Source organism: Roseateles sp. YR242 (genome assembly GCF_900109745.1).
Lineage (GTDB): Bacteria > Pseudomonadota > Gammaproteobacteria > Burkholderiales > Burkholderiaceae_C > Roseateles.
On record NZ_FOAV01000008.1, the window covers coordinates 180,377 to 202,893 of the forward strand.

The 22,517-nt window shown below is 66.8% G+C and carries 17 protein-coding genes; 13 read left to right on the forward strand and 4 right to left on the reverse strand.

Annotated features, from left to right (window positions below; translation table 11 throughout):
* Positions 1-117: 117 nt before the first annotated feature.
* Positions 118-1,086 carry a LysR family transcriptional regulator gene (locus BMY53_RS16275; protein WP_092947548.1) on the reverse strand — a complete coding sequence of 323 codons (969 nt, stop codon included), beginning with the start codon at positions 1,084-1,086 and terminating at the stop codon, positions 118-120.
* A gap of 138 nt (positions 1,087-1,224) precedes the next feature.
* Between BMY53_RS16275 and BMY53_RS16280 the strand changes: the two genes are divergently transcribed.
* Together BMY53_RS16280 and BMY53_RS16285 are read left to right on the forward strand one after the other, a co-directional pair.
* Entirely contained in the window at positions 1,225-2,322 is a 1,098-nt protein-coding gene (locus tag BMY53_RS16280) for a YeiH family protein (protein WP_092947549.1), read from the forward strand.
* Between the two features lie 397 nt (positions 2,323-2,719).
* Complete coding sequence (locus tag BMY53_RS16285; RefSeq protein WP_255370241.1) at positions 2,720-3,655, forward strand: Bug family tripartite tricarboxylate transporter substrate binding protein; 936 nt, start codon at positions 2,720-2,722, stop codon at positions 3,653-3,655.
* 110 nt (positions 3,656-3,765) lie between these two features.
* On the opposite strand, the gene BMY53_RS16290 is transcribed toward BMY53_RS16285, so the two are convergent.
* Positions 3,766-5,094 (reverse strand): lactonase family protein, encoded by a 1,329-nt coding sequence (locus tag BMY53_RS16290; protein WP_092947550.1) that lies wholly within the window; start codon positions 5,092-5,094, stop codon positions 3,766-3,768.
* A gap of 263 nt (positions 5,095-5,357) precedes the next feature.
* Between BMY53_RS16290 and BMY53_RS16295 the strand changes: the two genes are divergently transcribed.
* Entirely contained in the window at positions 5,358-6,533 is a 1,176-nt protein-coding gene (locus BMY53_RS16295) for an extracellular catalytic domain type 2 short-chain-length polyhydroxyalkanoate depolymerase (RefSeq protein WP_143074102.1), read from the forward strand.
* 200 nt (positions 6,534-6,733) lie between these two features.
* On the forward strand, positions 6,734-7,114 hold the full coding sequence (locus BMY53_RS16300) for a response regulator (RefSeq protein ID WP_092947552.1): 381 nt from the start codon (positions 6,734-6,736) through the stop codon (positions 7,112-7,114).
* Between the two features lie 257 nt (positions 7,115-7,371).
* Here the strand turns inward: BMY53_RS16300 and BMY53_RS16305 are convergent, their stop codons facing one another.
* Positions 7,372-7,983 carry a TetR/AcrR family transcriptional regulator gene (locus BMY53_RS16305; RefSeq protein WP_092947553.1) on the reverse strand — a complete coding sequence of 204 codons (612 nt, stop codon included), beginning with the start codon at positions 7,981-7,983 and terminating at the stop codon, positions 7,372-7,374.
* Between the two features lie 240 nt (positions 7,984-8,223).
* Between BMY53_RS16305 and BMY53_RS16310 the strand changes: the two genes are divergently transcribed.
* From BMY53_RS16310 to BMY53_RS16350, 9 genes are all read left to right on the forward strand, one after another.
* Positions 8,224-9,693 (forward strand): efflux transporter outer membrane subunit, encoded by a 1,470-nt coding sequence (locus tag BMY53_RS16310; protein ID WP_092947609.1) that lies wholly within the window; start codon positions 8,224-8,226, stop codon positions 9,691-9,693.
* Positions 9,694-9,752: 59 nt separating this feature from the next.
* A complete protein-coding gene (locus BMY53_RS16315; RefSeq protein WP_092947554.1) occupies positions 9,753-11,375 on the forward strand; it encodes an MFS transporter in 1,623 nt (540 codons plus the stop codon).
* A 45-nt stretch (positions 11,376-11,420) separates the two neighbouring features.
* Complete coding sequence (locus BMY53_RS16320; RefSeq protein WP_092947555.1) at positions 11,421-12,542, forward strand: HlyD family secretion protein; 1,122 nt, start codon at positions 11,421-11,423, stop codon at positions 12,540-12,542.
* Between the two features lie 7 nt (positions 12,543-12,549).
* Positions 12,550-12,903: a DUF190 domain-containing protein gene (locus BMY53_RS16325; protein WP_092947556.1), complete on the forward strand. Its 354-nt coding sequence runs from the start codon at positions 12,550-12,552 to the stop codon at positions 12,901-12,903.
* A gap of 258 nt (positions 12,904-13,161) precedes the next feature.
* Positions 13,162-13,581, forward strand: a complete 420-nt coding sequence (locus BMY53_RS16330) for a hypothetical protein (protein WP_092947557.1) — start codon at positions 13,162-13,164, stop codon at positions 13,579-13,581.
* A gap of 117 nt (positions 13,582-13,698) precedes the next feature.
* On the forward strand, positions 13,699-15,027 hold the full coding sequence (locus BMY53_RS16335; protein WP_092947558.1) for a TolC family protein: 1,329 nt from the start codon (positions 13,699-13,701) through the stop codon (positions 15,025-15,027).
* Between the two features lie 35 nt (positions 15,028-15,062).
* Positions 15,063-16,421 carry an efflux RND transporter periplasmic adaptor subunit gene (locus BMY53_RS16340; RefSeq protein ID WP_092947559.1) on the forward strand — a complete coding sequence of 453 codons (1,359 nt, stop codon included), beginning with the start codon at positions 15,063-15,065 and terminating at the stop codon, positions 16,419-16,421.
* A 13-nt stretch (positions 16,422-16,434) separates the two neighbouring features.
* The gene (locus BMY53_RS16345; protein WP_092947560.1) at positions 16,435-19,587 is read left to right on the forward strand and encodes a CusA/CzcA family heavy metal efflux RND transporter; all 3,153 of its coding nucleotides are present in this window, start codon (positions 16,435-16,437) and stop codon (positions 19,585-19,587) included.
* 97 nt (positions 19,588-19,684) lie between these two features.
* Entirely contained in the window at positions 19,685-21,124 is a 1,440-nt protein-coding gene (locus BMY53_RS16350) for a dipeptidase (RefSeq protein ID WP_177200912.1), read from the forward strand.
* Here BMY53_RS16350 and BMY53_RS16355 read toward each other — a convergent pair.
* A complete protein-coding gene (locus BMY53_RS16355; protein WP_092947561.1) occupies positions 21,119-22,498 on the reverse strand; it encodes a rhodanese-like domain-containing protein in 1,380 nt (459 codons plus the stop codon). The two genes, BMY53_RS16350 and BMY53_RS16355, sit on opposite strands and share 6 nt — an antisense overlap.
* Positions 22,499-22,517: the final 19 nt, after the last annotated feature.

Consider the following 22,517-nt stretch of genomic DNA (forward strand, 5'->3'; position numbering starts at 1 on the left):
TTAGGGCTTTTGACCGATGATCCGCCAGGAGGCTGATCGGCAACCTATCCCTTCCGGGAGGTGGTAGAGCGCGTGCTTCGTGTTAGCTGCGCCGGGCTGGCCGGTGTCGGAGATTCCCTAAGTCTCTATCGAAGTCAGCTGAAGCTGCAACTGTTGGACAAAGGCCCGAAGTGCGGCCGTGGGCTGCTTGTCCCGATGGACCACCAGGTGGCATTGCCGCAGCAGACGGGGCAGGGTGGTCGACAAGCGGCAGAGCCGGCCGGCATCGATGGCCTCCTGCACGGCCCAGGCTGAGAGGCAGGCCACGCCCAGGCCTTCGGCGGCGGCATGCTTGATGGCTTCGGTGCTGCCGAGTTCGATGCAGCGGCGGTAGGTGTTCAGGTGGGGCAGCAACGCCTGGTCGGTGGACTCCCGCGTGCCGGAGCCGGGCTCGCGCAGCAGCCAGACTTCTTCGCGCAGATCCCGAAGCGCAATGCGCTCGCCGCCACCGTTGTTGCCGCCCTTGCTGCCGCTGCCACTCTGGCTGCGCTGGGCCAGTGGGCTGCCGGGCGCCGCCACGATCACCATCTCATCCTTGAGCCACGGCGTGACGGCCAGCGCGGACTGATGGCTGGGGCCTTCGATCAGTCCCACATCCAGATCAAACGCCGCCACGGCGTCGCACACCGCTGCGGTGTTGCCGATCACCACGCGTGAGCGCCAGGCGTCTGCCGAGCGTGGCGGCTGCGCCGCCAGGAACTGCGCCAGCAGGCGCGGCAGCACATAGTTGCCCAGGGTGGTGCTGGCGCCGATGCGCAGCGACTGCAACTGGTCACTGCCCTCCCGCGCCATCTGCTCGATGCCGGCGGCCGCGTCCAGCATGGCCTGCGCACGGGGCAGCAGGGCGCGGCCGTTGTCGTTCAGCAGCAGGCGTTTGCCCGCGCGGTCGAACAGCCGCAGCGACAGCAGCCGCTCCAACTCGTTCACCGCCGAACTCGTGGCGGATTGCGACAGCGCGATCTCGCTGCTGGCCGCCGTGGTGCTGCCGCTGTGGGCGACGGCGACAAAGATCTGCAACTGGCGGAGAGTGAGGCGCAGGACATCCATGCGGCGATTGTCTCCTTATAACTATCCGGTAGATCGATATTACGCAAATAACCTGTTGGACCGGCAACTGCAGGCTCGATAGATTGCCGACTGTGCGCAGCCCAGCGGTTCGGGCCGCGTTGGTTTCCAGCAGTCCCCATGTCCTCCTCCGCCAGTGTTTCCGTCTTTCCGTTTCTTTCTCCGAGCTGGCCCAGGGTGCGGCGTGTGCTGCCGGGCCTGGCCTTGTGCCTGCTCCTGGCGGGTCTGGCGTTCTTGTTGAGCCGGCTGCCTTGGATGCAGGCCCATGGTCTGAGCGCGCTGACGCTGGCCATCGTTATCGGCATGGTGGCGGGCCACACGGTCTACCGACCGTTGGCGGCAGCTGCCGACCCGGGGGTGCAATTCACGCGGCAGACCCTGCTGCGGCTGGGCATCGTGCTGTATGGCCTGAAGCTCACGGTGCAGGACATTGGGCACATGGGGCTGGCGGGAGTGTTGGCGGATGCCTTGGTGGTGGTTTCCACCTTGGGGCTGGGCGCCTGGCTTGGCACCCGCTGGCTGAGGCTGGACCGCGAGTTGGCGCTGCTGATCGGTGCTGGCAGTGCCATCTGCGGTGCGGCGGCGGTGATGGCGGCTGCACCGGTCGTCAAGGCGCGCAGCGAGCAGGTGGCGCCGGCCATTGCCACGGTGGTGGTTTTTGGCACGCTGTCCATGTTGCTTTACCCCGTGCTCTATCACTGGAACCAGCAGGTGGCGCTGATTCCTGGCGGCCCTCATGGCTTCGGGCTCTACACCGGCGCCACCATTCATGAAGTGGCCCAGGTGGTGGTGGCGGGCCGGGCCATGGGTGCAGAGGCGGCGGATGCTGCTGTGATGGCCAAGATGGTCCGCGTCATGATGCTGGCACCGTGCCTGCTGAGCCTTGGTGTCTGGCTGGCCCGGCGGGGCAGGGGGACGACGTTCCGCGACCGCGGGGCGAGCGGAGAGGGTGTGGCCGTGCCTTGGTTCGCCTTTGCGTTCATCGGCGTGGTGCTGCTGAACTCCCGGTGGGCGTTGCCTGCCGCTGTGGCGGCAGACGTGTCTGACCTGGACACCTTGCTGCTCGCCATGGCCATGGCGGCGCTGGGCTTGGGCACGCAGGTTCGCGCGGTCATGCAATCCGGGCCTCGGCCGCTGTGGTTGGCCACGCTGCTGTTCATCTGGTTGGTCGTCGGCGGCGCCGCCATCATGTGGGTCACGACGAAGCTCTTCGGCTGAGGCTGCCGCTGCCGCTAGTGCCGCAATGCCTGGATGCCACGGTGTCCTGGTATCCCATGCCGATGCGGCATTGATCAGTATATTTACGCATGCTGAGATGGCATAACAGCTAGCTGCCTGGAGCGCTTGGCTAAAGTCTGCTGTATTCACAGAATCTGCGCAGCCTCGGGGCACGAATGGTTCTGAAAATAACAGGAGACGAAGCATGAAATCGCCGCGCACCACAGACAAGGACAGCGGAACGGACGCCGACACGGACACCGGCACAGGACCATTCATACGCACGGGTATGGGCATGGGTATGGACGGAGGGAGTTCTCGATGGGGGAAGGGGCGCCCCCCGACACCCATAGACAAACAGAGGCGCCAACTGATCGGCACTGCAGCCGCGGGCGCTGTGTCCTTGCTCACTCCCGGCTTCTCCTACGCCCAGGAGAAGTTCCCAACACGCCCGATCACGCTCATCGTCCCGTTCTCTCCCGCTGGCATTGCTGACAACACCGCGCGCACGGTGGCTGAGGCCATGGCCAAGCTGCTGGGCCAACCCATCGTGGTGGACAACCGCCCGAGCGCGGGCAGCATCGTTGCCACCCAGGCTGTGGCGGGTGCCAAGCCTGACGGCCACACCTTGCTCCTGCTCAGCAACAGCAATGCCGTGGCGGTGGGCCTCTTCAAGAAGCTCCCCTACAACACCACCAAGGACATTGTCCCCGTCTCCACGCTGGGCTTCTTCGACCTGGCTCTTTTCGCCGCCAGCAACTCCCGCTTCGCCACCGCTCAGCAAGCGCTCCAGTTTGCCAAGGCCCATCCTGGCCAACTCAAGCTCGGCACCATCGCTGTGGGCACCACCCAGCATCTGGCCAGCAAGCTGCTGGAGACGGTCAGCGGCGCCGAATTCCTCACCGTCCCCTACAAGAGCTCATCCGCCGTGCTCATGGCCTTGCGCAGTGGCGAGATTGATCTGGCCCTCGAGATCTGCGGCCCCATGCTTTCGCAGCTGCAGGCGGGTGTGGTCAAAGCCCTGGCCGTCACCGGCACCCAACGCAACCCAGCGCTCCCCGACGTGCCCACGCTCCAGCAGGTCGGCCTGACCACCTACAACGTCACGTCCTGGAACGCCATCGCCGTTCCGGCCGGCACCCCCGCGCCTGTCGTGCAGCGTCTCAACCAGGTCATCCGCGAAGCCGTGGCCTCAGCGGCGGTGAGCAGCAAGCTGGAGAAGCTGGGGATGCGGCTCGAGTCCGGATCACCGGAGCAGGCGCAGAAGCTCCTGGTGGGTGAGATCAAGCGTTGGGGCGACGTCATCAAGGCGGCGAAGATCGAACCGGAATGAGGTCGCCGCCAAGGCACGGCGCGAACGCGAGCGGCATTTTTCGCCGCACCATGAAAAACGGGGCCCGGATTGAACCGGGCCCCGTCCTGCTGTTGGCCATGCGCCAGACGTCAGCGCACCACGATAGCCGCCGGCGTCGCACCTGTCGTGACCGTGCCCAGGAAGGTCAGGGCGCAAGCCGAGCCCACGGTGTAGGACGTGATCGTGCCGTCACCGCCATTGGTGGCGTATACATGCGCGCCATCCGGCGACACCGCCACGGCGCTCACATTGGCGCTGGCGCCGATGGTGGCCGACGCCAGCGGCGTCAGCAGGCCGCTCGTGATGATGTATTGCGACAGCGTGGCGTCACTCGTGTTGGCCACGTACGCGCAGTTGCCTGCCGGCGTCAGCGCGATGGCCGACGGTGCCGTGCCGGCGCTCACGCTGGCGGGCGACGAGGCCGTCAGCGCGCCGGTGCTGCCGATCGTGTATTGGGCCACCTTGCCGGTGCCCTTCAGCGTCACATACAGGTACTTGCTGTCCGGGCTCACGGCCAGCGCTTGCGGCTGCGTGCCGCTGCCCGTGCTCACCGTGGCGGTGCTCAGGGCGGTCAGGGCGCCACCGCTGCCCACCGAGAACTGCGACACCGTGTTGTCGCCCTGGTTGCTCACATAGGCATAGCTGCCATTGGGTGTCACCACCACGGCCATCGGCGTGCTGCCGGTGCCCACCTTGGCCGTGCCCAGCGCCGTCAGCGCACCATTGCTGCCGATGGAGAACTGCGACACCGACTTGTCGGAATAGTTGGTCACATAGACATAGCTGTTGCCCGGGCTCACCGCCAGGCCACGGCTGTCGGCCACGGCCGCAGCCGTGCCCACCGACGTCAGCACACCCGTGCTGGACACGCTGTAGGCGGTGACGGTGCCGTTCTCGCGGTACGAAGCGTAGGCGTACTTGCCATCCGACGTGATGGCCAGGCCGGCAGCCTGCAAGCTGCCCGTGCTGGTGGTGGCGCTGCTGGTGAGCGCACCCGTCGTGCCCACCGCGAAGCTGGTGATGTTGGCGCTTGACTGGTTGGCACTCAGGGCCAGGTAATTGCGGCAGGTGGCCACCACATTGGTGATGTTGGACGAAGCCGTGCCGCTGGCATTGCTCAGCGAGCAGGTCTGGCCCACCGGCTGCGAGCTGATGCTCACCGTGTAGCTGCCGCTCACGGTGGTGGTGAAGGCAAAGCTGGTGGCGTTGGCGGCCACGCTGACCGTTTCACTGCCGTTGGACAGCACCAGGCCGCTGGCCGTGAGGCCGCTGACCGAGCCACCCACTGTGTAGGCACCGTCACCACCCCCGCAGGCGGTGAGGGCGGCCGCAGCTGCGACGAGGGTCAATGCCGACAGGGCCGCAGCCGCGGGGCGCGGCAGACGTTGAACAGGCGCGGTGGGGGTAGTGAGGCTCATGAGTCGGACACTTCATTAAGAGAATGGCAGGCAGTCTAGCGAGAGCGATGGCGAGGGAGCGAGACAACTGAGTGGTGTTTCCGGCCAGATTTACATCGTGTCAGCCATCTATGTCATGTTCTTTTCTGGCGCGTGTTTTGAATGCTTCCGGCAAGCGCCGCGCCAGGGTGCCGACGACACATGCGCTGGCGTCCTCAGCCATCAGGATGCGCGCCTGGGCCCCGGATGGCTACATTGCCGCATCCGCCAGCCAGGAGCCGTCAATGACTCAACCCGCCCGTGTGGGGTGGCCGACCTTGCCGACCTTGCCCACGATCCGCTCGCGGGTCACCCTGTCCATCCGCAGGCATCTGCGCGTGGCGGGGGTCATGCTGCTGACCACATTGGTGATGGCCAACAGCCCGGCGAGCCATGCCGCCGGACCGTTGCCGGCGCTCCACCTCGAACCCGGCATCACCGTCTCCGGCCTGTCCTCGGGCGCCTACATGGCTGCCCAGTACGCTGTCGCGTTTTCGCGCGAGGTGGTGGGCGTGGGGGTGGTGGCCGGCGGCCCCTGGGACTGCGCGCAAGGCCGCATCGACCTGGCCACCACCAACTGCTCCTGCGTGACGGAGGTTTGCAACCCCACCACGCCTTCGGTGCTGGCGTTTCAGGCCACCCAGCGCGCCCGTGGCAAGGCGGGTGTGGACCTGATCGACCCGCTGGAGGAGCTGAAGAAGCAACGCGTCTGGCTGTTCCGTGGCCAGAAGGATCACACCGTGCCGCCAGGCAATGTGCAGGCGGTGGCGCTCTTCTATAGCGAGGGCATGCATGTCCCTGCCAGCCAGGTCAAGAGCACGCAGAAGGCGAGCGCCGGCCACGGCTTGCCGGTGGTGGATGTGCCTGGCGCTGTCGCCTGCGGCCTGTCCGAACCGCCTTACCTGAATGATTGTGGCGTCGACGCGGCCGGCGACCTGTTGACCTGGCTCTATCCCGGCCGAACCTCGGCCGGCGATGCCGCCAACGGCGAGCTGCAGGAATTTGACCAACGGCCCTATCTTCACAACCTTGAATACACCGGCCTGGCCGACACCGGCTATGTCTACGTGCCGACGGCGTGCAAGGCAGGCCAGGCCCCCTGCGCGCTGCATGTGGTCTTCCATGGCTGCCGGCAGTCCCGGGACGCGCTGGATCCGCAAGGCCAACCGGTGGGCAGCAGCTTCGTGCAGAGGGCGGGCTACAACCGCTGGGCGGCCGCCAGCCGCCTGGTCGTGCTCTACCCGCAGGTGCTGCCGGTGGATACCGGCACACCGCTGGTGGGCTACCGCTACAACCCCAGGGGCTGCTGGGACTTCTGGGGCTATACCCGGGTGTTCCCGTCGACCTCACTGCACACCACCAAAGCCGCGCCGCAGATGCTTGCCGTGCGCGCCATGGTGGAGGCGCTGCGCCAACGCTGAACGGCTGTCGGATGTGGCTGCTGGCGCAGGCACTGAACCCCGGGTGGACGTCGGGTGAACGGCGAATGGCCGGCCGGTCCTGCTGCCTCGGTAAAACACCTACAAGGCGTGAGCCGGATGGCTCTCAGCAGGTGGGGTGGGGCCCCCATCGAAATTTCCCCACCCAACGACGATCATGAACACATCAAGGGAGCCAAACCATGAAAGTCGTTCTGATCGAAGATTGCGCGATGCTGCGCCGCCTGATGGTCTGCCGCCTCCAGCAGGAGCCCGGCATCACCGTGGTGGGGCAGGCGGATTGCGAGAGCGCGGCAGTCGCCACCGTGGCCTTGAACCACCCGGATGTCGTGCTGGTGGACCTCTCCATCACCGCCGGCACGGGCCTCTCGGCGATCAGCCGTATCCGCCAGGGCGGCTTCCGGGGCAAGATCTATGTGTTGAGCGCGGAAGACCGTTATGTTTTCGGTCCGCAGGTCATGAGCCGGGGCGCTGATGCCTTCTACGACAAGGCTTTTGATTTCGAACGTCTGATTGAAGACTTGGGGGCGCTGTCCCACCAAGGCTGGCTGGCCGCCGCCTGAAGGACGTATCCCCGCCACAAAAAAGGACGCCCCGGCCAAAGCCAGGGCGTAACACTTGCGGGGAAGCAAGAGAAAAATTGAACCGAACCAAAATGACTCAGACAACCGGCGCCACGTCGAGCACGCCGGCCCTCATCCTGAGATAGCCACAGGCGTCCTCATGCCTGTTGTTCGTTAATGTGACAGACAGGCGTTTCATCAGCGTTTCAAGAGTGGCTTGAGAGGTTCTCCGGCTCCCTCGCTTCGGCCTGGCTGCGTCAGGCCCGTGGCTGGGTCCCATAGGCAGCCAGGAAGGTCTCCACCGCCAGGCGGACCCAGGTGTCCAGCTGAATTTCAGAGGGACGCGCGGCCGGGTGGGTCAGGCACTCCAACTGGCCTTCGCTGCGCACCAGCGCCACAAAGATGCTGGCGGCAGCATCCAGGCCGATGGCTTGCACGTCAATTTCCCCCTGCTGGACGGCCACTGTGAGCCGCTCCACCACGGCGGCGGCCATCAAGCGCGGGCCGCGCAGATAGAAATGGCGCGCCAGTTCCGGAAAGCGGGGAGCTTCCGCCACCACCACCCGGAACAACGCCAGCCCACCGGGGGAGAGCACGATCTCCAGATAGGCCCGGCCCAGGGCGGTGAGTGTCTTGGCCAGATTGCCCGGGACGGGCTCGATGGCCTGAACGGCGTCTGCCAGCCGAGTGCATTGCCGTTCAATCACCGCCGCAAACAGGGCTTCCTTGCCGGCGAAGTTGGCGTAGAGGGTCGCCTTCGAGACGCCGGCCTCGCGCTGGATCATGTCGGTGGTGGCCGCCGTGAACCCATGGCGCAGGAACACCGACGACGCGGCGTCCAGGATGGGGCTGAGTTTGTCCTTGTCCATGGGTCAAGAGGTCAAAAAAGGGCGATGAGCGGGCCGCGACGCGGTTGATACCGGCGGAACTATACCGCTTGGTCTAGTGACCATGCCAACAGCCTCTTACTCATAAAAACCCGCGCTTCCAGCGAAATATGCCTGTGCGGGATACAGACTTTTGGTTTGACGTCGGGGGTTTTCGCCAGATACAGTACCGCTCGGTTCAGTTCTTATTCGCCCACGGCTTTGACTGCGGGCGGCTCCACCATGCAATCAGGCTTCTCACCATCTTCCGCCGCAGTGGCCGCTGGGCTGCTTCTCCTGCTTGGCGGCTGTGCTGTGGCGCCTTCCGTGCCGCCGCAGGCGTCGCTCACAGCGGTAACGCCTGCGGTGCTGAACCGGCTGGGCCCCCAGGCGGGCCTGGCAGACGCACCGGTACCGGCGCGCTGGTGGGAGCTGCTGGGGGATGACACGCTCAGCGGGCTGGAGGCCGAGGCTGCCGCCGCCAATCTGGACTTGCAATCCGCCATGCTGCGGGTGGACCAGAGCCGCGCCCGCCTGGGTCTGGCCGAGGCGGCACGCCAGCCCACCGTGTCCGCCGAGGCCGGGGTGAACCGGTCCGCGCTGAGCCAGAACTCGCCTTGGGTGAAGATCGGGGCCTCTTCGGAGCCTTACAACACTTGGTCGGCGGGGCTGCAGGCCAGTTGGGAGCTCGACCTGTGGGGCTACCTCCAGCACCGCAGCGATGGCGCTGCCGCCCGGGTGGAGGTGGCGGCATATGAGCGGGAAGGGGTCCGTGTCAGCGTGGCGGCCGAGGTGGCCCGCAGCTATGTGCTGCTGCGTGGCGTGCAGGCGCAGATGGAGATTCTGGACACCAACCAGCAGGTGGCCTCCGACCTGGTCCGCATGACGGAAAGCCGCGAACGCAATGGTGTGGCCACGCGCTTTGATGCCGCCGCCGCCCGTGCGGACCTGGCCGGCATCCAGGCGCGGCTGGCGCAGGTGCGCCATCAGCGCGATGTGTGGATGAACGCGTTGGCCTTGCTGCTGGCCAAGCCTCCGCATGAACTGGACAGCCGCTTGACCGCCGCCGTGGCCTTGCCCATGCCGGCGGCATTGCCGGTGGGTGTGCCGTCTGACCTCGCCCGCCGCCGCCCGGACATTCAGCGTGCCGAGGCGCAACTGCGCGCGGCCGTGGCCGACATCGGTGCGGCCGAAGCGGACTTTTATCCGCGCATCCGCCTGACTGGCCGGTTTGGCGCCAGCGGTTTTGGTGCCAATGAACTGGGTGACTGGGCCTCGCGTGAATTCGCCATTGGTCCGACGATCCATCTGCCGATCTTTGAGGGCGGGGCGCTCCACCGCAACCTGGAACTCAGCCAGACGGCGCACCGCCTCGCAGCGGTGGCGTATCAGCAGACAGTGCTGAAGGCCTGGCACGAGGTGGATGATGCCTTGGGCGCCTACGCCACGGAGCGTGAACGCCATGAGCACCTGACCGAGGCAGTGGCCCGCAACCAGGTGGCGCTGGATGTGGCCCAGCGCGGCTATCAACAGGGCAGTGCGGATTTCACCGCCGTGCTGGTGGCCCGCCGCACGTTGCTGGTCAGCCAGGCTGAACTGAACGACTGCACCACGGCGACGGCCTTGTCGGTGGTGTCGCTGTACCGCGCGCTGGGTGGTGGCTGGAGTGATGAACTGGGCGCGGGCCTGCAACCGACAAGGGCGGCCACGTGACCAGCACAGCCTCAGTGGCGGGCGCCACCCCGGACGGGCCGCGATCGGCACCGGCCGGAATGCCCCCGTCGCAAGTACAGCCGACGCCGCCCGTCCAAACTGCTGCATCGGCTGCACCTAAAGCGCCTCCTGGATCGCCGCAGCCCGTCTTCGGTCTGCGTCTGGCCTGTGGCCTGCTCGGCATCCTGCTGGGCGCGATCATCGCGGGGCTGAACAACCGGGTACCCGGCCTCGTGCTGGCGGACGTGCAGGGCGGCCTGGGTTTTGCCTCGGACGATGCGTCCTGGCTCACCACGGCCTACGCCGCCGGTGAGCTGGCCGCCATGCCGTTCGCGAGCTGGTTCGCCATCACCTTTTCGCTCAAGCGCTTTCACGTGACGATGCTCAGTGCCTCGCTGGTGCTCGCGGCTTTCATGCCGTTCGCGCATCGCCTGGAGGTGATGCTGGCGCTGCGTGCGCTGCAGGGGCTGTGCTCCGGCGCGCTCATCCCGCTGCTGATGATGGCGGCCTTGCGTTTCCTGCCGCCCAAGATCCGCCTGCACGGGCTGGCCTTGTACGCGCTGACGGCCACCTTTGCGCCCAACCTGGCGCTCTGGCTGGCTTCGTTGTGCGTGGAACATCTGGAGGACTGGCGCTGGGCCTACTGGCATGTGCTGCCGCTGGGTGCGCTGGCGCTGCCGCTGGTGGCCTGGGGCGTGCCCAGGCTGCCGATGGCGCTGGAGCGTCTGCCGCAGGGCAACTGGCTGGGCATGGCGCTGGGCATCCCGGGCCTGGCGCTGCTGGTGACCGGCCTGGATCAGGGCGTTCGCCTGGACTGGTGGCACTCATCCGTGGTGGCGGCCGCGCTGTTTGCCGGTGGGGCGCTCACGGTGCTGTTCCTCCTCAGCGAATGGCGCCACGCCACGCCCTTCATGCGCCTGCAATTGCTGGTCCGCCGCAACCTGGGCCTGGGGTTCACGGTCTTCTTCCTGCTGCTGATGACCTTGAACACCGCCGTGGGCCTGCCCGCCAACACGCTGGCGCACGGGCAGGGCTTCCGGCTGGCGCAGACGGCGCCGCTGGGCCTGATCGTCGCCTGGCCCCAACTGGTGCTGGGTCCGGCCGTGGCACTGCTGCTGTACCAGCGCTGGGTCGACGCCCGCCATGTGTTCGCGGCCGGCCTGGTGTGCATCGGTGTGTCTTGCTGGATGGCCTCTGGCCTGACCGATGAATGGATGGTCCGCCAGTTCCTCTGGATCCAGGTCTTGCAGGCGGTGGGGCAGCCCTTGGCGGTGGTGCCCTTGCTCTTCCTGGCCACCAGCGTGGTGCAGCCGATGGAAGGGCCGTCCGTGTCCGGCCTGGTCAACATGCTGCGGGCGCTGGGCACGGTGTCCGGCGGTGCCTTCATTGGCGAGATGCTGGCGCGCCGCCAGCGCTTCCATGCGGAGATGCTGCTGGACACGGCGGCGTCGGCGCTGCCAGCACTGGGGCAGGGCGCCGCACATGGTGTGGGCGCTGCAGGCCTGAGCGGCACCATTGCCGCGCAGGCCGCTGTGCTGGCCACGGCGGATGTCTACCGCATCTTCGGCACGCTGGCCCTGGTACTGGTGCCTGTGGTGCTGCGCCTGCAGCACATCCCGGCGCCCATGACCACGCCGCCGCCGCTTCAACCCACCGCTGTGCCGGTCGCGCCTGCGCGCTGAACCCAACCCGATCTTGCCGATCAGTCGATTGCGAATGTCCTTGCCATGTTGAACAAACCCAGTTTTCGTGTTGTAGCCGGCGCTGCCGTGGTGCTCATCGCCTTTGGCGCGTTGTGGATCCTGAACCGACCTGAATCCGGTGCACCCCGGCAGGAGACCGATGACGCCTACGTCCGGGCGGACTTCACCGTCATTGCGCCCCAGGTGGCTGGTGCCATCCAGCGTGTGGCGGTGGAGGATCACCAGGCGGTAAAGGCTGGCGACCTGCTGGTGCAGATCGACGACCGGGACCTGCGCATTGCCGTGGAAGACGCCAAGGCGCGTGCGGCCAGCGCTGGCGCGGTGGTGTCCGGCCTGTCGGCCCAGATCCAGCGTCAGCACAGCCTGATCGGGCAGGCGGGGGCGGCGCTGACGGCGGACGAGGCCAACCTCAAGCTCGCCACCGTCAACCTCGAGCGCTTCACCAATCTGGCCAAGGACGGCTCCGGCACGTTGCAGGCTCAGCAGCAGGCGGAGGCACAACTGCAGGTGCAGCGGGCCGCACGAGACCGCGACCGTGCTGCCGAGCAGGCGGCGCGCGAGCAGCTGCTGATCCTGCAGGCGGACCTGGAGAAGGCCCGCGCCGATGCACTGGTGGCCAAGGCGCGGCAGGCCGATGCGGAGCTGAAGCTGAGCTACACCCGGGTGGTGGCGCCCACGGACGGCGTGGTGGACCAACGCGGGGCCCGTGTGGGCGGTTATGTGCGCGTGGGCGAATCGCTGCTGACGCTGGTGCCGATGGAGGCGCTGTATGTCGAGGCCAATTTCCGGGAAACCCAACTGGCCCGTGTGCAGGTGGGCCAGCCGGTGCACCTGGGCGTGGATGCCTTGCCGGGCGTGACGCTGGAAGGGCACGTGGAGAGTCTGGCGCCGGCCAGCGGGGTGAGCTTCTCCCCCGTGCCGCCGCACAACGCGACCGGCAACTTCACCAAGATCGTCCAGCGCCTGCCGGTGCGCATCCGGCTGGACCCGGGGCAGGCGGAGGCGAAGCGCCTGCGGGTGGGGATGTCGGTGCGTCCGTTGATCGATACGGCAGCGCCGGTGGAGGTTGTGGCTGAAGCACCTGCCACGGCGACTACCGGTAGGGCCACCGCCGCCGCCACCATCCCTGCGGCCACGACACGCTGAGGTTGCCATGACGACGCCTGTGAACGCACCGATGAATGCTCGTTTGAACGGCTATCAAGTCACGCTGTACACCCAGCAGGACCGGCAGCACGGCGCCGTGCCACTGGCCCAGTGGCTGCTGGATGAGGCCCGCAAGCTGGGCCTGCGCGGCGCCACGCTCTCGGGCGCGCTCCAAGGGCTGGGGCATGACGGACGGGTCCATGCCGTCAACCTTTTCGACGTGTCCGACCAGCCGGTGCAGGTGACGGTGATTGGCAGCGAAGCGGAAACGCAGCAGTGGCTGGACCATCTGCAAGCGCAAGGGATCGAGGCCTTTTATGTGCGGGCGGCGGTGGAGTTTGGGACGTTGGGGCGGGGCTGATGGTGGATGGTTATGTCGCCTTACGGCTTCCATACCCACAGGGAGCCTGCTGAATCGTGAGCTAGAAAAGCGTGCTTGCTGACGCGCTGAACTCCTGAGATTTGCCTTGCTTTTTCGAAGAAGTTGTTTTCCATACTGCATCAGCCTCCGTTATTTTTTCGAACTCGTTCCACCGCTCCGTGTTCCAGTTCCGCTCTTCAGGTTTTCGCAGCGCACCTTCCAGGCTTGTCCCCGGGCGTTCTCACTACAATCCGCGCCATGCGCCGCTGGTTCTCCATCGTTCTGCTCGTCTTGTTGCCGCTCCAGTTCACCTGGGCGGTGGCCGCGAGCTATTGCCAGCATGAAGTGGCGACCGGTGAGTGGCACTTCGGTCACCACATGCATCAGCATGCCAGCCTCGCTCAGCAGGATGCGAGCAAGGGGCAGGGTGGCGAAGCCAGCCAGCACGCGGGTTCGGTACTGAATCAGAAGTCCGCCCAGGACGACCCGGCCAGCCCTGGCAAGCTCTCGGTGGACAACGACTGTGGCGTCTGCCATCTCGGCACCTCCAATGCCGTGGGCGAAGCCCCCAGTTCGCTCGCCCTGCCGGGCGGCGAGATCATGCACGGCGTCGACATCGGGACATTCTCCACCCGCGCCCCCGACCACCCTGACCGCCCCAATTGGCGCATCGCCTGATTCGGCGATCGCAGCGGCCCCATTTCCCAGATCCTCTTGCGCTGACGGCCTGACGGCCATTAGCCGCGCTGCCTTCGTCGAATCCTTCGAGTTGTTTCCACAACCCTGGAGTTTTCGATGCGCAGATTGCTTGTGCCGCTGACATGCGCGGCACTCACCACCTTCCCCGCCCACGCCCAAACCGGCGAGGTCCGACCCGTCCTTCCCGCAGCCGCAGGGGGCGTGGCCGCCCCCCCGAGTACCGGCGCGGTGACTGTTCCTTCCACAGCGACTGCGGCCAGCGCCGCCGCCACCGGCCTGACCCTGGATGCCGCCATACAGATGGCGCTTCAACACAACCCTCGCCTGCGAGCAGTCGGCTTCGAGCTGGACGCCAGCGACGGCGCCATCCACCAGGCGGGCCTGATCCCGAACCCCTCGTTGGGCATTGACCAGGAGGACACCCGCCAGGACACCCGCGCCACCACGGTCATGATCAACCAGACCTTCGAGCTGGGCGGCAAACGCTCGGCCCGGATGGAACTGGCGCAACGTACCCGTGATGTGGCGTCGCTGGACCTGGCGGCCCAACGCGCCGACGTGCGGGCCAGCGCCATCCAGGCCTTTTTCGACCTGCTGATTGCGCAGGAGAAGGCCAAGGTGGCGGAGGCGTCCATGCAATTGGCCGCCAGCGGCAGCGATGCGGTCACCCGCCGCGTCACCGCCGGCAAGGTGTCTCCGACCGAGGAGGTTCGCGCCCGTGTGGCCGAGGCCACCGCCCGGATCGAATTGCGGCAGGCGCAGTCCGAGCAGCGAGCCGCGCTGAGCGTCTTGAAAACCGTCATGGGGCTGCCTGCCGCCGAGATTGCTTCGGTGGACGGCCGTCCGGACGTTCTGCCCCTCCTGCCTTCAGAGGCTGAACTGGCAGAGCGCATCCAGAACGCACCAGCCTTGCGGCGAGCGCAGATGGAGGTGGAGCGCGCGGATGCCGCGTTCAACCTGGAGCGCGCCCGCGGAGTCCCGGACCTCACCGTGGGGCTGGGGGCCAAGCGCGCGGCCGAGTTGAGTCGCACGCAGCCCATGATCAGCCTGTCCATCCCCATCCCGCTGTTCGACCGCAACCAGGGCGCGCAGCGCCAGGCCCTGCGCAAGCGGGATGCAGCGCAGGCGTTGGCGCAGGCGCAAGCGCAGCGCCTGCGTTCGGAGGTCCAGCAAGCGGCCGACCAGTTGCAGGCCCGCACGGAAGAGATCGAGACGCTGCGCCGCGAGGTACTGCCTGGTGCGCAGACCGCCTACGACGCCGCACGCCGCGGCTTCGAGCTCGGCAAGTTCGGCTTCCTGGACGTGCTGGATGCCCAGCGCACCCTCCTGCAGGCCCGTGGCCAGTACTTCGCCGCGCTGTCGCAGGCGCACCGGCTCAGCGCGGACATCGACCGCCAGCTCGGCGTCATGCCGGATCGCCGTTGAGCGCCGCCATCAAAAGATTCAGCAAGAGATTCATCATGAAGACCCCATTCGAATTCAAACAACCGCTCAGCAGCAGCGTGAGCACGAAGCAGGCGATCGCCATCGCGATCGTGCTGCTGTTCGGTGTCGCGGCCGGTGCCATCATCCTGACCAACGGCAACAAGAGCACCTCCGAAGACGCTCATGGCCATGAAGAAGCCAAGGGCCATGACGACGGCGAACACCACGGCGAAGGCCAAGCCAGCGAGGATCACACCAAGACAGACAAGGCTGGTGGGCACGGCAAGGCCGAAGGCCAAGGCAATGGCCATGACGAGAAAGGCCGTGGCGATGAAGCCAAAGGCCACAGCGAGGAGGGCGGTCACGCCGAGGTGATCAAGCTCACGGCCGCCCAGCAGAAGGAAGCCGGCATCGTGGTCGAGAAGGCTCAAGCTGCCACGCTGCGATCAACCTATCAGCTGCCCGGCGAGATCGGTTTCGATGAGGACAGGACCGCCCACGTCGTGCCGCGTGTGAGCGGCGTGGTCGAGGCCGTGCCGGTGGCGCTGGGCCAGGCCGTCCGCAAGGGCCAGGTGCTGGCCGTGATCAGCAGCCCGGCCGTATCTGACCAACGTGCCGAACTGCAAGCCGCGCAGAAACGCCTGCAACTGGCCCGCACCACCCATGACCGCGAGCAGCGCCTCTTCGAGGAGCGGATCTCGCCGCAGCAGGATGTGCAGATCGCCGAGCAGGCCCTGCGGGAAGCGGAGATCGCTGTGGACAACGCCCGCCAGAAACTGAAGGCCGTGGGCGCCAGCCCGGACAGCAGTGCGTTGAACCGCTTCGAGATTCGCGCACCGTTCGACGGCATCGTGGTGCAGAAGCACCTCTCGCTGGGAGAGCAGGTCCGGGAGGACACCAACGTCTTCACCGTGTCGGACCTCCGCACGGTCTGGGCGCAGATCAGCGTGCCCGCGAAGGATCTGACGAAGGTCCGTGTGGGCGACGGTGTCACCGTCCGCTCCGCGTCATTCGAGCAGTCCGCTTCCGGAAAGGTGGCCTATGTCGGCTCGCTCATTGGCGAGCAGACGCGCACCGCGCAGGCCCGTGTGACGCTCCAGAACCCCGATGCCATCTGGCGTCCCGGTCTATTTGTGAATGTGGATGTGGCCGGTGCCGCCATCCCGGTGGCGGTTGCCGTCACGGCGGATGCGGTCCAGACGGTGGAGGGCAGGACCGTGGTCTTTGTGAAGGTGCCAGATGGGTTTGCGGCCCAGCCGGTGAAGGTCGGCCGCAGCGACGCTCAGCGAGTGGAGATCCTCGCCGGCCTCGCGGTGGGCACCGCCTATATTGCCCAAGGCAGCTTCGTGGCCAAGGCGGAGGCGGGCAAGTCCAGCGCCTCGCACCAGCACTGAGAGGCCGCTCATCATGTTTGAACGCATCATCCGCTTTGCCATCGAGCAACGATGGCTGGTCCTGCTGGCCGTTGCCGGCATGGCGGCGCTGGGAGTCTTCAACTATCAGAAGCTGCCCATCGATGCCGTGCCGGACATCACCAACGTCCAGGTGCAGATCAACACCGGTGCGCCCGGATACTCGCCGCTGGAAACGGAGCAGCGCGTCACCTATCCCATCGAGACGGTGATGGCGGGCCTGCCCGGCCTGCAGCAGACGCGCTCGTTGTCCCGCTACGGCCTGTCCCAGGTCACCGTCATCTTCCAGGACGGCACGGACCTCTATTTCGCGCGCCAGCTGGTCAATGAACGCATCCAGTCCGTACGCGACCAGCTTCCGTCAGGTGTGTCACCCAACATCGGGCCCATCTCCACGGGCCTTGGGGAAATCTATCTGTGGACGGTGGAGAGTGAACCGGGGGCGAAGAAGCCGGATGGTGAACCCTACACCCCCACCGACCTGCGCGAGATCCAGGATTGGGTGATCAAGCCCCAGCTGCGCAACGTGGCCGGTGTGACCGAGATCAACACCATGGGCGGTTATGCCAAGGAGTACCACGTGGCCCCGGACCCGGGTCGCCTGTCGTCCTACGGTCTGGCGCTGGCCGATGTGGTGGCCGCGCTGGACCGCAACAATGCCAACGTCGGGGCCGGCTACATCGAGCGCCGGGGGGAGCAATACTTGATCCGCGCGCCGGGGCAGGTCCGGTCGATGGAAGACATCGGCAACATCGTGCTGCGCAATGAACGGGGCGTGCCGGTGCGGGTGCGGGATGTGGCGACGGTTGAAGTCGGCCGGGAGCTGCGCACTGGTGCGGCCACCGACAACGGGCGGGAGGTGGTGCTCGGCACCGTCTTCATGCTCATTGGCGAGAACAGCCGCACCGTCTCGCAGGCCGTGGCCAGGCAGATGGCGGCGATCAATGCCAACCTCCCCAAGGGCGTACAGGCGGTGACGGTGTATGACCGCACCACCCTGGTGGACAAGGCCATCGCGACGGTCCGCAACAACCTGATCGAAGGCGCCATCCTGGTGATCGCGGTGTTGTTCCTGTTCCTGGGCAACATCCGCGCCGCGCTCCTGACCGCCCTGGTAATCCCGCTGTCCATGCTGTTCACCTTCACCGGCATGGTGCATCAGAAGGTCAGCGCCAACCTGATGAGCCTGGGCGCGCTGGACTTCGGCATCATCATCGACGGTGCCGTGGTGATCGTGGAGAACTGCGTGCGGCGGCTGGCACATGCCCAGGCGCACAAGGGGCGGCTGCTCACCCGTGCGGAGCGTTTGCACGAGGTGTTCATGGCCTCGCAGGAGGCCCGCCGCCCGCTGCTGTTCGGCCAGTTGATCATCATGATCGTGTACCTGCCGATCTTTGCGTTGACCGGTGTGGAAGGGAAGATGTTCCACCCCATGGCCTTCACGGTGGTGATCGCCCTGGTGGGGGCCATGATCCTGTCCATCACCTTTGTGCCGGCCGCCGTGGCCCTGTTCATCGGCCGCCAGGTCGATGAGAAGGAGAGCCGGCTCATGGCATGGGCCCGTCGTGCCTATGCGCCGATGCTGGGCCATGTGATGCGTGCCAAGCCCGTGGTGCTCACGGCCGCGGCGGTGATGGTGGTGCTGTCGGGCCTGCTGGCCACGCGCATGGGCAGCGAATTCATCCCCAGCCTGAACGAAGGCGATTTCGCCATCCAGGCCTTGCGCATCCCCGGCACCAGCCTGTCGCAGTCGGTGGCCATGCAGCAGCAACTGGAATCCCGGCTGAAGGCGAAGTTCCCGGAGATCGATCGTGTGTTTGCGCGTACCGGCACCGCCGAGATCGCGGCTGACCCGATGCCACCGAACATCTCGGACGGCTATGTGATGCTCAAGCCCACGGACCAGTGGCCCGAGCCGCGCAAGACACGGGACGAATTGCTGGCCGCCGTCCAGGCGGAGGTGGCCCAGTTGCCGGGGCAGAACTACGAGTTTTCCCAGCCTATCCAGTTGCGCTTCAATGAGTTGATCTCCGGGGTTCGCTCGGACGTGGCGGTGAAGGTCTTTGGTGACGACATGGACGTGCTCAACACGTCCGCGCAGAAGATTGCGGCATTGCTGCAAGGCATCCCTGGCGCTTCGGAGGTCAACGTCGAACAGACCACCGGCCTGCCCATGCTCACCGTGCAGGTGGACCGGGAACGAACCGCGCGTTACGGGCTGAATGTCCAGGACGTGCAGGACACGCTGGCAACCGCCATCGGTGGCCGGGAAGCGGGACAGATGTTCGAGGGCGACCGTCGGTTCGACATCCTGGTGCGCCTGCCCGAGCACCTGCGCACCGACATCGAGGCCATCAAGCGGCTGCCGGTGCCGCTGCCGCTTTCATCGGAAGGCATTCGGCGCTTCATTCCGCTGAGCGAGGTGGCTGACTTCTCGCTGGCCCCCGGGCCCAACCAGGTCAGCCGCGAAAACGGCAAGCGCCGGGTGGTGGTGAGCGCCAATGTGCGCGGCCGGGACATCGGCAGCTTCGTCGCGCAGGCTGAGCAGACCATCCGGCAGCAGGTTCCGGTACCCACCGGTTACTGGATGACCTGGGGCGGGCAGTTCGAGAACCTGCAGTCCGCCACGCAACGGTTGAAGATCGTGGTGCCGGTGTCGCTGTTGCTGGTGTTTGTTCTGCTGTTTGCGATGTTCGGCAACATCCGGGATGGCGTGATCGTCTTCACCGGCATTCCCTTTGCGCTGACGGGCGGCATCCTGGCCTTGTGGCTGCGGGACATCCCACTCTCCATCTCTGCGGCCGTGGGTTTCATCGCACTGTCCGGTGTGGCTGTGCTCAACGGGCTGGTGATGATTGCCTTCATCCGCAACCTTCGCGAGGCCGGACGAGGGCTGGATGAAGCCATCCACGAGGGCGCTCTGACACGCCTCCGTCCGGTGCTGATGACCGCGCTGGTGGCTTCCCTGGGCTTTGTGCCGATGGCGCTGGCCACCGGCACGGGCGCCGAGGTGCAACGGCCGTTGGCCACGGTGGTGATCGGCGGAATCCTGTCTTCCACCGCACTGACCTTGCTGGTGCTGCCCGTGCTGTACAAGTGGGCGCATCGGAAGGAGGAAGAGGCTCGGTTCTTTGCGGCGCTTGCATGAAACAGAAACACTGTTCGAGGCGGATGTTTGTAGGATGCCCGTTCAACAGTGACCGGACGACCAGGGGCCCCTGCGGTGGCCCCTCCAGCAAGCACGCATGACGAGAACCATCCCCCCGCGCTTCGGAGCCTTCCAGACCCCGCACCATCGGCGCGGTTTCCTCACCGGGCTGGGTGCAGCCTGTGCGGGCGCCATGGTGCCGGCTGCCTGGGCTTGGGCGGCGGGTGTGGAGCCAACTGGCCCCAGGCCCGCCGACCTGACAGCCGAAGAGGGGGAGGACGCGCGGGTGGCTCGCATCGTGCGCGGCGCTTTCAGCATCGACACCCACAACCACATCGACGTCCCGCTGGTGGCCTCCGAGGTGCCCGGGCCTGCACTGGACATCACCGGTGAACTCACACGCGCCGGGCTTTCTGCGGTCTGCGCCACCTTCGCGGTGGACTACCAGGCGCTGAAGGAAACCGGCCAGGCCTATGTGCGTTTCGTCAACGGCCTGGATTCGATGGACGCGCAATTGCGCCGCAATGGCCTGCGCCGCGCGCTCAATCTGGCCGACCTGGAGAACGCGCAGCGCGATGGGCGCAAGGCAGTGGTGCAGTCCGTGGAGGGCGCGCACTTTCTGGAAGGTTTCCTGGACCGGCTGCAGGAGGCCTATGGCCGTGGCGTGCGCCACCTCGGCCTGCTGCACGACAACGACGCCACGCCACCACTGGGGGACGTCTACACCAATGTGCCCCGGCTGGGCGGGCTGACGATGTTCGGCAAGGACGTGCTGCGCGAGTGCAATCGCCTGGGCATCCTGGTGGATCTGGCGCATGCCGGCAACGACACCTTGCAGGCCGGCCTGCGTTTGGCCACCCGCCCCGTGCTGGTCTCGCACACCGGCCTGGACACGCAGGTGGGCACGCGGCCCTTCATGGCCAAGATGATGCGGCCACGGTTGATCAGCAAGGCGATGGCACGCTCGGTGGCGGACCAGGGCGGCGTGATCGGCGTATGGACCCACCTGGCGGACACCCCTTTGGTGTATGCGGAGAACCTGCGGGCGTTGGTGGACGTGGTGGGCATCGACCACGTGTGCATCGGCACGGACACCAAACTCACGCCGCCTTCGGCTCGGCCGGCAGGCCCGGCGCCGCAAGCCGAGAATGGTGAACCGGGCAAGGGCAAGGGCAATCGCGAAGGCGGTCCGGGCGGACAGGGCGGCCCCGGCGGGGGGCCCGGCGGCGGTGGTGGATTCGGTGGCCGAGGCGGATTCGGCGGTGGCCCCGGCGGCGGCATGGGAGGCCCCGGCGGCGGTGGTGGCCGTGGCGGCGAGAGCCGTGACGGGAGCAGCCCCCCGGCCTCCGCACCTGCGGGTGGCAACGGCGGCCCTCGTCCGGGCGAACGCACCAACGACGCCTGGCCCGAGATGCGGGAGGGTTTCTACTTCTCCGTGGTGCGCGCCATGCTGCAGAGCGGTTTCACCGAGGCGGAGATTCGCAAGATCGGTGGCGGCAATTTCTGCCGCGTATTCGGTGCCGCTACTGCGTCATGACGAAGCGGTCGACGCGGGCAGCACCTTGAAGAAGTGGGTGCCGTCCTTGTCCAGCTGCGCAACCAGCCCGAATTCCCAGTCCAGGTAGGCCTGCATGGCCGCAAGCGGATTGTCCGTCCCTTCGTAAGGCCGGCGGTAGCGGCTGGCCCGGCTGGCCGCGTCAATCTCGGCAACGGTCAGTCCGTCGCGCAGGTCGGCATGTGAGACGGGTGAAGGCCCGGTCTCGGTGTGGGCGTCGTCGTCCGGCGGCAATACCACCACCTCCCAGCCCATCTGCGCCAGCCAGGAGGCTGCCATGTTGGCGCGCACGCCGTCGTCATCGGTCAGCACCAGCCGGGCACCCCGCACCGGCGCTTGATGGTCGGTTTCCTGAACGAGCTGGCCACCGGGCACATGACGGAAGCCGGGGCGGTGGCCCGCTTCGTATTCGGCAGCGCCCCGCACATCGAACAGGTAGGTGGTGCGCCGGTCATCGGCCAGCCAGTCATTGAGCTGCGGTACATCGATGCGGCGCACCCCGGCGCGGCGCGCCAGCTCGGCCGCGTTGCGCCGAACGGCCGCCACGTCGCCCACCGGCACATCTTCATGGCGGGCGGACTGGCCGTGCGCCAGGGTCTGGGCCGCCAAGGTCCATCCGATGGTGCCGTTGCGCAGCGCGGCGACCGGGTTGGGAATGCCGGCGTTGATCAGGGATTGGGCGCCGATGATGCTGCGGGTGCGCCCGGCGCAATTCACGATGATCTGCGTCGACGGGTCCGGGGCCAGGTCCCGCGCCCGTCGCACCAGCTCGCCGCCAGGCACGCTGATGCCGCCGGGGATGGCCATGGTCTGGTATTCATCAAATCGCCGGGCATCCAGCACCACCACGGGCGTGTCACCCTCCAGCAAGGCCAGCACCTCCGGCGCGGAGAGTGACGGCGTGTGGCGCCGGGCCTCCACCAGTTCACCAAAGGCCTTGCTGGGTGCGTTCACGTCCTGGAATACCTCGAAGCCAGCCGCTCGCCAGCCGGCGAGACCACCGTCCAGCAGCGCAACCTCCGTGTAGCCCAGCGCCTGCAGGCGCCGGGCTGCCGTGTCGGCCAGGCCTTCTCCGTTGTCATAGACCACGATGGGCACGTCGCGACGAGGCAGGCGGCGCCAGGCCTCCAGCTCCAGCCGGATGACCGGGAAATTGGCGGCCCACAGCGGATGCGCCTGCGCAAAGAGATGTTCGTCGCGAACATCGATCAGCGCGACCTCTTCGCGTCTGAGCAGCACGCGGCGGATGTCCTCGGGCGAGCGTAGCGGCAGATGGCCGAATTGCGCGGTAGCGGGATCGTTGGGTGATGCCGCCGTGGCGGCGCCCGGCCGGGCAAGGGGAGGCTGTGCGGTCATGGGGTGGTGTCCTTTGGGG

Bases quoted from the DNA above. Each gene is read 5' to 3' on its own strand.
- BMY53_RS16350 (WP_177200912.1), top strand. From the start codon at position 19,685: ATGACGAGAACCATCCCCCCGCGCTTCGGAGCCTTCCAGACCCCGCAC.
- BMY53_RS16310 (WP_092947609.1), top strand. From the start codon at position 8,224: ATGCAATCAGGCTTCTCACCATCTTCCGCCGCAGTGGCCGCTGGGCTG.
- BMY53_RS16275 (WP_092947548.1), bottom strand. From the start codon at position 1,086: ATGGATGTCCTGCGCCTCACTCTCCGCCAGTTGCAGATCTTTGTCGCC.
- BMY53_RS16325 (WP_092947556.1), top strand. From the start codon at position 12,550: ATGACGACGCCTGTGAACGCACCGATGAATGCTCGTTTGAACGGCTAT.
- BMY53_RS16280 (WP_092947549.1), top strand. From the start codon at position 1,225: ATGTCCTCCTCCGCCAGTGTTTCCGTCTTTCCGTTTCTTTCTCCGAGC.
- BMY53_RS16290 (WP_092947550.1), bottom strand. From the start codon at position 5,094: ATGAGCCTCACTACCCCCACCGCGCCTGTTCAACGTCTGCCGCGCCCC.
- BMY53_RS16345 (WP_092947560.1), top strand. From the start codon at position 16,435: ATGTTTGAACGCATCATCCGCTTTGCCATCGAGCAACGATGGCTGGTC.
- BMY53_RS16340 (WP_092947559.1), top strand. From the start codon at position 15,063: ATGAAGACCCCATTCGAATTCAAACAACCGCTCAGCAGCAGCGTGAGC.
- BMY53_RS16305 (WP_092947553.1), bottom strand. From the start codon at position 7,983: ATGGACAAGGACAAACTCAGCCCCATCCTGGACGCCGCGTCGTCGGTG.
- BMY53_RS16355 (WP_092947561.1), bottom strand. From the start codon at position 22,498: ATGACCGCACAGCCTCCCCTTGCCCGGCCGGGCGCCGCCACGGCGGCA.
- BMY53_RS16330 (WP_092947557.1), top strand. From the start codon at position 13,162: ATGCGCCGCTGGTTCTCCATCGTTCTGCTCGTCTTGTTGCCGCTCCAG.
- BMY53_RS16320 (WP_092947555.1), top strand. From the start codon at position 11,421: ATGTTGAACAAACCCAGTTTTCGTGTTGTAGCCGGCGCTGCCGTGGTG.
- BMY53_RS16295 (WP_143074102.1), top strand. From the start codon at position 5,358: ATGACTCAACCCGCCCGTGTGGGGTGGCCGACCTTGCCGACCTTGCCC.
- BMY53_RS16335 (WP_092947558.1), top strand. From the start codon at position 13,699: ATGCGCAGATTGCTTGTGCCGCTGACATGCGCGGCACTCACCACCTTC.
- BMY53_RS16300 (WP_092947552.1), top strand. From the start codon at position 6,734: ATGAAAGTCGTTCTGATCGAAGATTGCGCGATGCTGCGCCGCCTGATG.
- BMY53_RS16315 (WP_092947554.1), top strand. From the start codon at position 9,753: ATGCCCCCGTCGCAAGTACAGCCGACGCCGCCCGTCCAAACTGCTGCA.